At 70.1% G+C, this 11,964-nt stretch carries 15 protein-coding genes; 10 read left to right on the forward strand and 5 right to left on the reverse strand.

Annotated elements, in window-relative coordinates; translation table 11 throughout:
- Nucleotides 1–186 (forward strand): hypothetical protein (locus tag AB0442_RS40080; RefSeq protein WP_366168450.1); only part of this gene is annotated, 186 nt, incomplete at its 5' end.
- 674 nt (nt 187–860) lie between these two features.
- Here the strand turns inward: AB0442_RS40080 and AB0442_RS40085 are convergent.
- On the reverse strand, nt 861–1,757 hold the full coding sequence (locus tag AB0442_RS40085) for an alpha/beta hydrolase (protein ID WP_366168451.1): 897 nt from the start codon (nt 1,755–1,757) through the stop codon (nt 861–863).
- 41 nt (nt 1,758–1,798) lie between these two features.
- Between AB0442_RS40085 and AB0442_RS40090 the strand changes: the two genes are divergently transcribed.
- Both AB0442_RS40090 and AB0442_RS40095 read left to right on the forward strand, forming a co-directional pair.
- Nucleotides 1,799–2,296, forward strand: a complete 498-nt coding sequence (locus AB0442_RS40090; protein ID WP_366168452.1) for a MarR family transcriptional regulator — start codon at nt 1,799–1,801, stop codon at nt 2,294–2,296.
- A 412-nt stretch (nt 2,297–2,708) separates the two neighbouring features.
- A complete protein-coding gene (locus AB0442_RS40095; RefSeq protein WP_366168453.1) occupies nt 2,709–4,094 on the forward strand; it encodes an IS1380 family transposase in 1,386 nt (461 codons plus the stop codon).
- 538 nt (nt 4,095–4,632) lie between these two features.
- Here AB0442_RS40095 and AB0442_RS40100 read toward each other — a convergent pair.
- Nucleotides 4,633–5,070 (reverse strand): hypothetical protein, encoded by a 438-nt coding sequence (locus tag AB0442_RS40100; RefSeq protein ID WP_366168454.1) that lies wholly within the window; start codon nt 5,068–5,070, stop codon nt 4,633–4,635.
- A 168-nt stretch (nt 5,071–5,238) separates the two neighbouring features.
- Between AB0442_RS40100 and AB0442_RS40105 the strand changes: the two genes are divergently transcribed.
- The 7 genes from AB0442_RS40105 to AB0442_RS40135 all read left to right on the forward strand — a co-directional run bounded on the left by AB0442_RS40105 (nt 5,239) and on the right by AB0442_RS40135 (nt 8,764).
- A complete protein-coding gene (locus AB0442_RS40105; RefSeq protein WP_366168455.1) occupies nt 5,239–5,409 on the forward strand; it encodes a hypothetical protein in 171 nt (56 codons plus the stop codon).
- A gap of 193 nt (nt 5,410–5,602) precedes the next feature.
- Complete coding sequence (locus tag AB0442_RS40110; protein WP_366168456.1) at nt 5,603–6,091, forward strand: N-acetyltransferase; 489 nt, start codon at nt 5,603–5,605, stop codon at nt 6,089–6,091.
- Nucleotides 6,088–6,834: a hypothetical protein gene (locus tag AB0442_RS40115; RefSeq protein ID WP_366168457.1), complete on the forward strand. Its 747-nt coding sequence runs from the start codon at nt 6,088–6,090 to the stop codon at nt 6,832–6,834. The genes AB0442_RS40110 and AB0442_RS40115 overlap by 4 nt, the downstream gene beginning before the upstream one ends.
- Before the next feature lie 254 nt (nt 6,835–7,088).
- Nucleotides 7,089–7,367 (forward strand): hypothetical protein, encoded by a 279-nt coding sequence (locus AB0442_RS40120; protein WP_366168459.1) that lies wholly within the window; start codon nt 7,089–7,091, stop codon nt 7,365–7,367.
- A 145-nt stretch (nt 7,368–7,512) separates the two neighbouring features.
- Nucleotides 7,513–7,707, forward strand: coding sequence for a hypothetical protein (locus tag AB0442_RS40125; RefSeq protein ID WP_366168460.1), 195 nt, complete (start codon nt 7,513–7,515; stop codon nt 7,705–7,707).
- The gene (locus AB0442_RS40130; protein ID WP_366168461.1) at nt 7,686–8,222 is read left to right on the forward strand and encodes a HEAT repeat domain-containing protein; all 537 of its coding nucleotides are present in this window, start codon (nt 7,686–7,688) and stop codon (nt 8,220–8,222) included. Before AB0442_RS40125 ends, AB0442_RS40130 begins: the two co-directional genes overlap by 22 nt.
- A 197-nt stretch (nt 8,223–8,419) precedes the next feature.
- Nucleotides 8,420–8,764: a helix-turn-helix transcriptional regulator gene (locus AB0442_RS40135; protein WP_366168462.1), complete on the forward strand. Its 345-nt coding sequence runs from the start codon at nt 8,420–8,422 to the stop codon at nt 8,762–8,764.
- 705 nt (nt 8,765–9,469) lie between these two features.
- Here AB0442_RS40135 and AB0442_RS40140 read toward each other — a convergent pair.
- The 3 genes from AB0442_RS40140 to AB0442_RS40150 form a co-directional block, all read right to left on the reverse strand.
- Nucleotides 9,470–10,120, reverse strand: a complete 651-nt coding sequence (locus tag AB0442_RS40140) for a DCL family protein (protein ID WP_366168463.1) — start codon at nt 10,118–10,120, stop codon at nt 9,470–9,472.
- 200 nt (nt 10,121–10,320) lie between these two features.
- Complete coding sequence (locus AB0442_RS40145) at nt 10,321–10,449, reverse strand: helicase associated domain-containing protein (protein ID WP_366168464.1); 129 nt, start codon at nt 10,447–10,449, stop codon at nt 10,321–10,323.
- A 179-nt stretch (nt 10,450–10,628) separates the two neighbouring features.
- A complete protein-coding gene (locus tag AB0442_RS40150) occupies nt 10,629–10,862 on the reverse strand; it encodes a hypothetical protein (protein ID WP_366168465.1) in 234 nt (77 codons plus the stop codon).
- Between the last annotated feature and the right edge of the window lie 1,102 nt (nt 10,863–11,964).

The raw sequence follows: 11,964 nt of genomic DNA on the forward strand, positions 1-11,964 counted from the left end.
GCTGCCCTCAGCTTCAACCAGGTTGCTGCGACAACCCGGCGGTGCAGGTCTCTCACCTCACTCGACTCCACGGCGCCTCGTGGCGCACCCACCCGGTTCGACAAGACACCCGAGAGCTACCTCGCCGGCCTCCACCTCCGCGCCTCGATGATCTGGATCAAGGACCTCACCAAGGCCACCTCTTGATCACGACCAAATACGGTCCCTAGCACCGACCTGCCGGACAACCAGGTCTGACCCGACCGGCCGCAGGCCCGGCCAGGCCTGACGGATCGGCGCCCCGGCGGGTCGCACGGTCGGTGGTGTGGACAGTATTGGCGCCTACATCGTCGGCCCGGCCGCTTCCCCCTCTTGGCGGCCGGGCCGTCTCGCGTCCGCGAGCGGGCCCTTGGACCTGTCGCCCCGGCTACGCAAGGGCGCTCGGATCGGTTGCGCACCGGCCTGCGCATCCCGGGTGGCTGGCTGCGCGCATGCGCACCTCCCGCCGTACGCGTGCGCCGTCCCCGCTGTTCTGGATCCACGTCAACCCCTACGGCCGGTTCGAGCTCGACATGAGCAACCGGCTCAACCTCCACCCCGCCGTGGTCATCCCCGGCCAGCACGCGGACGCACGGCAGACTGCGTCCGCCGAGGAGAGCATCGGACAGTGGCAAGAGGGTGGTTCGGGGTCGAATCCGTCTGGCTTCGACCCCGAACCCGAGGTCACAGCCGGGCGGGGCGCGGGTCTGCCGTTCATGGAGCAGGCGGTGTTGATGCGCCTGAGCTGGACGAGGACGACAACGGTTGGATCAGCAGCCCGAAGCGCGGCGCTGGGCAGTGCCTTGATCCTTGGCCGTCGGCAACCGGGGGCGGGCGCTGGTTCAGGCGTCGAGGTGCTGGGTGAGGAAGAGGGCGGCCCGGTCGAGGGCCTGATCGGATTCATCGAGCAGGCCGGTGAAGGACTGGAAGACGTGCGGCACGCAAGCCGTGACGTCCAGGATGACGTCGACCTCGGCGTCCCGGGCACGCTGGGCCAGGCGCACCGAGTCGTCCAGTAGCAGTTCGTCCGTTCCGACCTGCAGCAGCAGCGGAGGGAAGCCGGTCAGGTCGGCCAGGACGGCTGGGGCGAGCAGTTCCTGGTGGGGGTCCTGCCCGGCGAGGTACATCTCGCCGGTGTGGGTCATGCCTTCGGAGGTGAAGAAGGGGTCGATGCCGGCCTTCGTCGTCATCGTGGCGCCGGTGCGGGTGTGGTCCAGGCCGGGGGAGAACGCGACGACGGCGCCAGGCACCGGCAGTTCGGCCTTCCGCGCGGCGAGGGTGGTCGTCACGGTCAGGCCGCCGCCGGCCGAGTCGCCGGCGAACGCGACGGACTGCGCGTCGACCCCGTCCTCCAGCAGCGTCCGGTAAGCGGTGAGGCAGTCCTCGATGGCGGCGGGGAAGGGGTGTTCCGGCGCGAGCCGGTAGTCCAGCGACAGGGCCCGGTATCCGGTGCGGGTGACGAGGCCGGCGGTCAGGCCCATCGCCGTCTGCGGGGAGCCGAGGGAGAACGACCCGCCGTGGAAGTACAGGATGGTGCCCGGGCGCTGCTCGCCTTCCGGCTCGACCAGGACCGCGGGCCGCCCGCCGAGCTCGGTGTCGGTGGTGCGCACCTTCGGCACGGTGAACCGGGCCATCATGCGGGCGAAGTCGTCCCGCATCTGCTCGACGGGCTGCGGCTCGAACCCCTTCGGGCCCTGCCGCAGCAGTTCGGCGATGGCCTCGCGCTGTTCCTTGCTCACTGAAGTTTCTCCTTCGGCGCACGACCGGTACGTTGTATGCCATGGAAGATAATGCATATGCCCAGGCATATAAAGCGGGCGGCGAGGCGGTGACGGCGACGGCGACGTTCTTCAGCGACTTGGTGCGGTGCGAGACCCGCCTATACAACGCCCTCAATGACCGGCTGCGCCGCCGCCACGGGATCACGGCCTCGCAGTACGAGTTCCTGCGCTACCTGCGCGATCGCCCGAACGCGCGCGTCGGGGACCTCGCGGGCTTCTTCGCCATCGGCGTCGGAGCGACCAGCAAGGGAATCGACCGCCTCGAAGGGCGCGGCTTGGTCAGGCGCGTTCCCGACACCGCCGACCGCCGCTCCTCACTGCTGGAGCTCACCGACACCGCCACGCAACTCGTCCACGAAGCGGATGAGACGTTCGCGGCCATCGGCGTGCTCATTCACGAGGCCCTTGACCCCGCACAGCTGCACGACGCCGGGCAGGCGCTGCGGCAACTTCTGACCGCGCTCGAACACGATGGGATCGGCACACCCGCCGGCTGAAGCGGAGCGCCCGAGTAGCGAGCGATCCCGCCTGCGCCACTGACGGGCACGGGCGCTCCTACAAACGACCCTTTCCGGGTGCAAGAGCGGAAACGCTCGTCATGGGCGGCCCGGGCACCCGATCGGTTCTCAGTGACCGGGCACCCGGCCCCGTCCGGCGACGCTCCCGACCTTGCCCGGTGCTCACATAGCGCGGCTGCGCCGGCCGGCCGGGTGGTGCCAGGCGGTAGTGAGGCGGGCGAGGATGTCCTGGAGCCGACGGATCGCGTCTTCAGCGTCGGCGTACTGCTCAGCCCGAATCCACCGGCTGATCGCTGGTGCGGGAAGGGCCCGGAACGAAGAGATGCCTTGTGACCTGCGATGATGTGAGTTCTCTACGCTCCATCAGCACAATCAGCAAGGCATCTCGTAAGTGCAATCCTCTCATGCCGTAACGGCCGTCTCTGCAGCGTTCGACGAGCCGAACCTGGTCACGGACGCGGGCCTGGTCCCGCTCGTCCGCCTGGCCGAGCGACTCGACCTGCCGGGCCTGATCACCGACAGGCTCCGGATCAACCAGGCTGACAACAGTGGCGGCGCCAACCCAGCCGCGAAGGCGATGAGCCTGGTGGCGGCGATGTGCGCCGGGGCGGATTCGATCGACGACGCCGACCGGCTGCGGCACGGCGCGATGAACACCCTGTTCAGCGTCGTGCGGGCGCCGTCGACGCTGGGCACCTTCCTGCGCTCGTTCACCCACGGCCACAACCGCCAACTCCACGCGGTGCACCGGGACTTCCTCGCCCGCCTCGCCGCGAGAACGCCGCTGCTGCCCGGCGTAGGCCAGGTGGCGTTCGTGGACATCGACCCCACCCACCGGCGGGTGTTCGGACGCGCCAAGCAGGGTGCCGAGGTCGGCCGGTTCAAGGGCGTTCGCACCCTGCATCCGATCCTGGCCACGCTGTCGACGCCGCTCGCGCGGCCCGTGATCGCGGCAGTGCGGCTGCGGCGCGGAAAGGCCGCCGACGCCCGCGGTGCCGGACCGTTCACCGCCGAGGCCATCGCGGCAGCCCGGCAGGCCGGCGCGAGGGGCACCGTCGTGGTGCGCGCGGACAGCCAGTTCTACAACGCCGACGTCGTCGCGGCCTGCCGCCGCGCAGGCGCCCGCTTCTCCGTCACGGTACGGATGAACCCCCACGTCGCCGCCGCGATCGGCCGGATTCCCGAGACCGCGTGGACGGCGATCCGCTACCCGGACGCGTTCGTGGACCCCGACACCAGGGAGCTGGTGTCGGATGCCGAGGTTGCCGAGGTGGAGTACACGGCGTTCACCGGCCGGACGAAGGCAGAGCACGTCACCGCGCGGTTGATCGTGCGGCGGGTCCGCCGCCTGAACGCCGAAGTCGCCGCCGGGCAGGGCGAGTTGTTCACCGCCTGGCGCTACCACCCGGTCTTCACCGACAGCCCCTTCGAGGTGCTCCAGGCAGAGCTGCAGCACCGCCGGCACGCCGTGATCGAGCAGGTCATCGCAGACGGCAAGTCCGGGCCGCTCGCCCACCTGCCCTCCGGCAGCTTCCAGGCCAACAATGCGTGGCTGACCCTGTGGGCGATCGCGTTCAACCTGCTGCGAGCCGCCGGCAGCCTCGCCGGCGCCTTCCACACCAGAGCGACCACCGCCACCCTGCGCGCCCACCTGGTCAACATTCCGGCGCGCATCGCCCGGTCAGCACGCCGCCTGACGCTCCACCTACCCGACCGCTGGCCCTGGCAGCAGCCGTTCACCGACCTGGTCGACGCCGCCCACGCACCACCGGCCTGAGCACCGACCCGACCCTCGCCCGCCAGGGCCCGACCAGAGCAGACGTGGAAGAGCTGGACAGACCAGCGGATGCCCCACGCCCTCCAGCCGGTCACCCCGAAAAGCCCACCGAAACGATCACCCTCGAATCAGCTCGGTGGATCCGGGCTCAGTGGTCGGTTTGACGGCGCCGAAGGTGGGACCGTCGTCGGTGGGCAGGGCACGCCAGTACAGGACGGGCGTGAGGGCGGTGACGGCGGCGCCCTGTTCGTGGCCCGAATGCCGGTGCGTCCGAGGACGACCAGGCCCGCGTGCTCGCCGCCGGTCTGCAGGAACACTACTTCCGCGACGGCGGGCACCGTGCGTCCGGCCTGGCGGTGGAGTCCACAAGCATCGAGTGGGCCGACTTCGACATCCTGTGACAACCCGGAGAACAGCGCTGGACGCACGCAAAGGGTTTCCGTTGAGAGAGGCCCTCTCGTGGCCCCTGGGCCGTGTTGGGGCCGTCAAGTGGTGAGACCGGACTCTCGGTCGGTCCTGATCGCACCGTTGTTGGAGCTCAGCGCGCCCACCTGTCGTATCCAGGAAGCTCTCTGCGGAGAAGGCTGACGAACGCGCGTCCACATGCCAGTACCGGTTCGGTGGGTAGATCAGCGCTGAACGACTCTTCCCCGCCGCCCGTGCCGAAGGAGTTCACCACGTCCTTCGGGATGGCCGGGGACCAGGCGAGCAGGCGCTCCAGCGGGCGCTCCGACAGGTCGAGCGCAAGGGCAACGCGATCCGGGTCATCGCCGAGGTGGCGATCCAGACAGGACGACACGCACCCCATGAGCCCGGCCGTGGCCTGCCCCTCCCAGTCGTCTCGGGCGCCAGCGAGCCAGGCGGGAGCGTCTGCGGCCCTCTTGGCCTCCTGGGCCAGAAGGTATAGCCACACTTCGGCCTGGTAGTCGCGGACCCAGAAGCCGGATCCGCGATAGTCCATGTTCGAGCTGCCCATTCGCGGAGTAGACCACGTAGGCGCGGTCGCTCTCCACGAGATTCCGGACCGAGCCGCCCTCATGACCGGGCGCCGGCCGATCGGGGTGACTCTTCGCGCTCACCGGGCCGCCGCGCGGCCGCCGTCCCGGGGCCCTGCCACGTATGCGCACGTGAGGGGCCCGGGCCGATGCGCGCCCGCGACCTCGCCATCATGCCGAAGAACATCGAGAGTACCCGGCACAAGCTCAAGCGCCTGGTCAGCCTCGGCGTCCTCGCCGAGCCCGAACCCGGCTTGTTCGCCCTGCACCGCCCGAGCAACTCCGCACAACCAGCCCACCTGACCAGGGCCGACGGTTGAATCGGGCTGGCGCCCCGCCCACGGGCGTCACCGTGCGGCCCGGCCGCCCCGAACCTCGCCGCGCCCAGCCCCAAAGCACGAGCCGCAAGCCCTTCCAGCTGACGTCGGGGCCGCTCCGAAACCCCTTGGACGGCACGGGGACTGCCTTGCTGAAATGGGAGACGGCCGCTGTTGGAGTCGAAGGGAGGCGCCGATGACCGAGATCAGGCTGCAGCTGTCGGTCCGCGACCTAACCCACGCGGACCTGCCGTCCTGCGGATGGGCCGGCGACGCCCTGCACGTGCGCCAGCTCGCCGACCAGATCCGCCGCGCCGAGGCCGGCGAGATCGACTACCTGGCGGTCTGCACGCCGGTCGGGCTCCCGGTGGCGGTCGGCGCCATCGACTACACCGTCAAGCCCGGCGCAGGCACACTCTGGCAGCTCGGCGTCCACCCCGCCCTGCAGTCCTGCGGCATCGGCACGCTGCTGATCCGCTCCGCCGAGCAGCGGATCGCCGTCCGCGGCCTGACCTGCGCCCAACTTGGCGTCGAGGGGGACAATCCGCGCGCCCGTGCCCTCTACGAGCGCCTGGGCTACCAGGCCTTCGGCCGCGAGCCGGACTCCTGGGACGTGGAGGCCGAGGACGGCTCTCTTCAGCGGTACGAGACGATGTGCACGCTGATGCGCAAGGACCTGGCGTGACGCTGGATTTCGCGGCATTCGTCGCCGATGCGACGGCCGACCCGGCCGTCGTCGGGCTCGTCCTCAAGGGCTCCCGGGCCCACGACGGCATGATCACCCGTCACTCCGACCACGACCTCTACGTCATCCTCGCCGACGACGCGACGAGCGAGCTGGCCGCGCTCGACGGCTACCGCTCCGCGCGGCTCGACCTGGTCGTCACCAACCTCGGACAATTCCGCCAGCCCGCCGACTGGGAGCGGTACGCCATCGCCCGCTCCCGGGTGTTGCTCGATCGCAGCGACGGAGAGGTCACCCGGATCATCACCGCGATGGGGCGGCTCGGCGCCGAGGATGCCTTCCGATCCGGCGCCGCCCTGCTGGACGCCTACGCCAACTCGCTCTACCGCTCCGTCAAGAACCACCGCGATGGCAACCCGCTCGCCGGCAACCTCGACGCGGCCGACAGTGTCGGATTCCTCCTCGACCTGCTCTTCGCACTGGACCGCCGACCACGCCCCTACAACAAGTACCTGGCCTGGGAGCTGGACCGGTTCCCGCTGCCCGGCTGGGAGAGCAGCGAGCTGCTGGAAACCGTCGCCCGGATCACCGCGACCGGCGAAGTGGCGCCGCAGCAGCGACTCTTCGCCCGGGTCGAGGCGGTCGCCCGGGCCGCCGGCCACGCGACGGTGCTGGATGCCTGGGGCGAGGACTTGCTATTGATGCGACCCTACCCGGACTCCTCGGCCCACCAGCCCTCATGATCAGGTCAGTGCCTGCGAGGCAAGCCGTCGACCAGGTCCGGGCGGTACTGGATCTGTAGCAGGTGTCGACCCACCCGGCTTCGACGGCGCGCCCGGGGCCAGGCGTTCGAGGGGCGCCAAAGACGAGAGCGTCACCCCCGGTGACAGACATATGATCGGGCCGGTCGCCGGCACGGAAGCCGGGCCGGGTTGTCGGATTCAATTCGAAGCGCCGGCGCTCGCGCCTGACGTTGCGTCCGAGTCGAGGAGGACAGTTGACTCTGCGGAAGAAGGGCACCCGCCTGATCACGGTCGATGGCGTGGCGTATCGGTGGCGTGTGTCCGGCGGGGCCGGTTGCTGCACAGAATGCGCGGCGGGGCGGTTCGACTTCGTGGTTGAGCAGGCCGATCAGAAGGGCGCGGTGTTGATGGCGGCGACGTCGGCCTTTCCCGTGGTTCCCTCCGCCGTCGGGGCGGGAGTTCGCGTCGCGCTCGATCACGGGTGGCAGCCAGCGCGAAGGGGACCGGCTTTCCGACTGACCGGTCTGGTGTAGGCCATCTCCCGGCCACCGGAGGGCCCGCGATCGGAGGGCACGCGTGGCGTCACTCGATCCGGTAACCCGAACGAGGAATCATCGCCCTGATCCCGGACCCGAGTCCGGCAGGCCAATAGCGTCACGGCCGTCGGCGCCGGAGCCGATGAAACAGCCTTGGAAGCAGCGCCACCTGGAACAACAGGGCTTCGCCGAGCTCGTGACAGTTGATCCCGCTGTCACCCGCACCGGTCTCGGTGGACAGAACGCAGTACTGGCCTCACCGCGTTGCCGGCGGCTCCGCGACGCGCTCAAGCTCTTCAACGACAACATCACCGCATGGAAGGCGATCAGGCGATGACACCTGACGAGCAGGATCTGGTCATGGACCTGGCGGTCGGATCGGGAGAGGGTCCGACGCGCACGCTCGACGAGGTGCTCACCCACTTCGGCGAGTCCGACGGTGCGGCCCTGGCGCTCCGGCTGCTCCGGGACGCCATGGAGCGCCGGGACGGCGACGACGTCGAGATGGCGTTGATCGTCCATGGCGCCGCCGACGCCTCGGTCGAGGAGTTCCTGGAGCCGTTGATCGAGCTGTTCCCTGCCGACTGGCACAGGAAGCACGAGGACGTCGTGTCCGTACTGGGCGAGCTCCGCTCGCCCAGTACGGTGCCGACGCTGGTCGGGGCGACTCGCCGGGTTCCCGAGTACCTGGAGTTCGACGAGTTCCGGGCGCTCGCGGTGAAGGCGATCTGGGCGCTTGGCGGTATTCCCGGCGCAGAGGCCCGGGAAGCCCTCGAGGGCTTGCGCGACGCCGAGAACGAGATCATCCGTGAGAACGCGGTGAAGCAGCTCGCGCGTCGCGGCGAGCTCTGACCGCGGAGTCGTAGCCGTTCCGACCAAGATCAATCTCGCCAGGATTCCTGTACCTCAACTACTCACATCCGTGGAGACCACCCGCCGGGCCGTCAGTGACTCCCAAACTCCTGCCGGGCGAAAGCGGCGTGCGAGGCGCATCACCACCGGCCCAGGGAGCATGATGTGTGGAGCAGGACCGCGAAGGAGGCCGGACGGTGAGGGCGAGCGACGTGCACAGCCGGTGGCAGCTGGACAGCGACGACTGGCAGCAGCACCCCGCGTACATCGCCGCTGGCTGGCGGATGGCGCTGGCCGGCGCCGTGTACGAGCAGCGCACCGCCCGCGGCTGGTCCAAGGCCGACCTCGCGGAGGCGGCCGGCCTCACCGAGGACCAGGCCGAGGACATCGAGTGCTCCGGCGTCGACCCGACGCCCGACATCCTGCAGGCCCTCGGCCACGCCTTCCGCGCCGACGTCCTGTTCGCCACCGCCGGACCCGAGCCCGGCGTCCGGTTCATCGCCCACGACGGCCACGACGGACCCCACCACCAGGCCGCCTGACCCCGCACCGCCGGCGCTGCGCTCCCGTCCAGGTGCTCGTGGGCGCTGCCGCTGCCGAGGGCGCCCAACGTCCGCAACCGTGACAGCGGGCCGCCGACGGCGCCGGCGCGGCCGGATCAGCTCGTTTCCGTACGTGATGGCCGACAGGCCGGGCGTGCGCCGTGCGAGGCAGGCCGCCCCCGCTGCGCGGGTGGCGGCCTTGGGCAGTCCTGCGAGTGCCCGCAAACTCCGGCGCAGGCCCCGGCCGCTGCGTGAGCGGCGGAGGGCCTGTTTCCGGGGTCTGGGACCGCTGGCGGTTAGACTTCCCGCCCGGCCCGAGCGTCGGCCGCGTGAACGAGGGCATCGATTTCGTGCGCAGGTCTCTCGCCGCCGGGCGCCTGGCCAGCCGCCCGGCGGCCGACGGAGCCGCCGCCGTAGCGGCCGAGCTGCTCGCGAACGCGGCGGAGCTCACCCGGTTCATCACCATGGTCAGCGCCCCGGCCGGCATCGCGGACACGGGGGCTCACCTGCGCCACTTGACCACCGGCACCATCGACCGCCGAGAGGAAGGATGCCGCCCAAACTGTCCCTGCAGTCGAGAGATGCACCTTCTTGGTGATGCTGCACCTGCCGCCCCAGGAGCCCACCCGGCAGCCGAGCAAGCTCGAGCCGCCCGGCGCACGTATGACACACCCCGAGGCCATCAGAAGACAGGCTCGTATGTGGCTACCCGGTTCGCGGGCGCCGGCGGTTCTCCTCGGGAGTCAGGAGCCCGAGCCGGGCCTGCCCGCTCCAGTGCTCGCGCCAGCGCTCGGCCTGGTCCCGATCAACCAGCTCGCCGAGCCCCTGCGTGGTCGAAGGGGTCATCCCGATGTTCTCCCAGCCGCCCTCGGCGACCGCGAACGCCTGGCTGATGTCGTTGAACGACGGCCCCTGGAAGTAGCTCACGTGCAAGTTCCCGGTGTCCAACAGCACCCCGGACTCATCGGAGGTCAGGGTGCCGGCAGAGACCCGGCCCTCCAGATAGCCAGTGGTCAGGTCGTCGACCTCCATACGCAGCACGTTCCGGACCTGCGAAGCGAGACTCGGGGCCTTCAGGCAGGCCCTGTACGAGAAGTCGATCGTGGTGCCGTCCACCCGGATCACCTCGAAGCCCGGGTACCGACCGATCAAGGGCGGAGCGATGCGGATGTCCGCTACACCCACGCCGATCTTGTCGGCGGCCTCGTGGTGCATGTCGAGGAGGTCCCGCACCAGATCGAAGTCGTCCCCGGACAGCACGGTTCCGACCGCATGACCGTGCAGTACGGCCTGCACCGCCTTCTCGGCTTCCCCCTTCGTACGGTACTGCCGCGGTCCGATCCGGAACACGGGCATCCTCAACTCCTCGGCTCAGCAACGCTGGTAGCACCTCACACTAAGGCTCGGCAACGCGCTCCAACGGTCGTTTCAGCCATTGACGTGAGCCTCGACAAGCAATCCCCGACGTCCCGGACCCCACCGCACCACCCAAGATTCGCCGTCATTGCTCGTGCAGCCACCCATCGCGCTCACCGGCGCCGGAACCCCGCCCGGCCCTACCAACTGACGCCGAGGGCCTCCAGCTGCGCGACCTGCTCCGTGCTGAGTTTGGCGCGTCTTGCGCGGACGTTGTTGACCCATGCCCCGAGCGCGTGCTCCTCCACGCTCCCGTCGGCCCGCTGCACGGGCTCGCGGTGGCTCTGCGGGGTGGGCGAGCCGTCCCGGTGCGCTGCACGTACGGCGCGAGGGCGGCGAGGCCGAGCTGGAAGCGTTCGGCCTGGAACACCTTCGGCCGGGCCATGGCCCTCGCCCGGGCGGCGACGAGCTCCGGGGCGGGCTGGATACCGAGCGCCGTGAGTAGCTCCTACTGCTGCTCCACCAGGCCGGCCCAGCCGGCGCGCTGCGCCCGCACCCACCTGCCGAGCCCCACGCCCTCGTAGACGACGTCCTCGACCAAGTCGTCCCACCGAACGTGGCCGTCGGCGGCGAGCCGCCACGTCCGGGCGGAGGCGTAGTGCCGCTGCCAGACAATCAGCCACGAGGGAGCCCACCACGGGTCGATCTCCTCCAACCGCCGCCGACGCTCCTGCGCCGACACCCCGCCCTCACCCTCCCGCACCCCCGCCGCAGCCCTGAGCCCACCCAGGAAGCGCCCCTAAGCTGTACCCACCGATCGACGCCCGCGCCAGCACCGCCAAAGACCCACCGTGCCGCTGCGCCCATTCCCTGGCCCAGTCCAGGCCCACCTCGAACCGGGCATCCGGCAGGGACCAGACCATGCTGCGCGCGTCCAGCATCTCCACCCCGGCGCCGGGGGAGGGTCCCGGCAGCGTGCTCGCCGCGTCTGTCTCCGAGCCACCGCCCCAGGGCTTGGCCCCACGCCTTCCCGAGCGGCACGACGCCCGGGCAGTCCGTTCGGCGTTCACGGCCGTCCGGCCAGCACTGTCGCAACGGATTCCGAATTTTCCGAGAACTTTCCATTTGGCCAGGTCAGATGGCATTCAGGGCAGCCGTTGGGCTCTCGTTCCGCGATGGGTGAGGGGGAATCGCTGCGGATTTCGTGCACACTGGGCTTCGGGACGCCGACGTCCCACCCCTCCGGCGGAACCGGATCCCGGGCAGCTGACTCGGCCGGCTCCGCCCGGCAACCGCCCGAGGCACGGTGTGTTCGGTGCCGGTCCGGGAGGATCCCCGTCGCTTGCCAGTACCGGCCGGTCTTCCACGGGCTCCATCCACCCACGAGTCCGGTGCCCGGCCATTTGCCTCCGACCGCGGGAAACCGGATCGGCGCCACCCGGTGCAACCCACCGCACGCCGATCTCCCTCCACATCACGACACGATCGACCCACGTGACACTGCTCTACCGAGGAACATCACCCATGACCCACGGAGCCCACCCGAATGCTCCCGCACCTCGTGCAAACATCGATCATGCCCGCGACTGCGCGGACTGCCGCGGCTGGGGAACCGTGATCACCCCGGACGGCCGCCACGAACTGTGTCCGGCCTGCCAGCGGCCCGACATCGAGTATTCGTCGACCGTCGGGCCCTGACCCGCAGTCATGGCGATCAACGACTTCGCGACCACCGAGTTCCAGCTAGATGCAATACCGGTGATTTAGGTTGTTTTCCGCCTGGACGGGCTGGTTTTGGTTGGCTCGACCAGCGAGACGGTGGGGACGTCGGGTCGGGGTGGGCT

Source organism: Kitasatospora sp. NPDC085895, from assembly GCF_040702125.1.
GTDB lineage: Bacteria > Actinomycetota > Actinomycetes > Streptomycetales > Streptomycetaceae > Kitasatospora > Kitasatospora arboriphila.

Bases quoted from the DNA above. Each gene is read 5' to 3' on its own strand.
- AB0442_RS40090 (WP_366168452.1), top strand. From the start codon at position 1,799: ATGGAAGATAATGCATATGCCCAGGCATATAAAGCGGGCGGCGAGGCG.
- AB0442_RS40100 (WP_366168454.1), bottom strand. From the start codon at position 5,070: ATGGGCAGCTCGAACATGGACTATCGCGGATCCGGCTTCTGGGTCCGC.
- AB0442_RS40105 (WP_366168455.1), top strand. From the start codon at position 5,239: ATGCGCGCCCGCGACCTCGCCATCATGCCGAAGAACATCGAGAGTACC.
- AB0442_RS40110 (WP_366168456.1), top strand. From the start codon at position 5,603: ATGACCGAGATCAGGCTGCAGCTGTCGGTCCGCGACCTAACCCACGCG.
- AB0442_RS40125 (WP_366168460.1), top strand. From the start codon at position 7,513: ATGAAACAGCCTTGGAAGCAGCGCCACCTGGAACAACAGGGCTTCGCC.
- AB0442_RS40130 (WP_366168461.1), top strand. From the start codon at position 7,686: ATGGAAGGCGATCAGGCGATGACACCTGACGAGCAGGATCTGGTCATG.
- AB0442_RS40140 (WP_366168463.1), bottom strand. From the start codon at position 10,120: ATGCCCGTGTTCCGGATCGGACCGCGGCAGTACCGTACGAAGGGGGAA.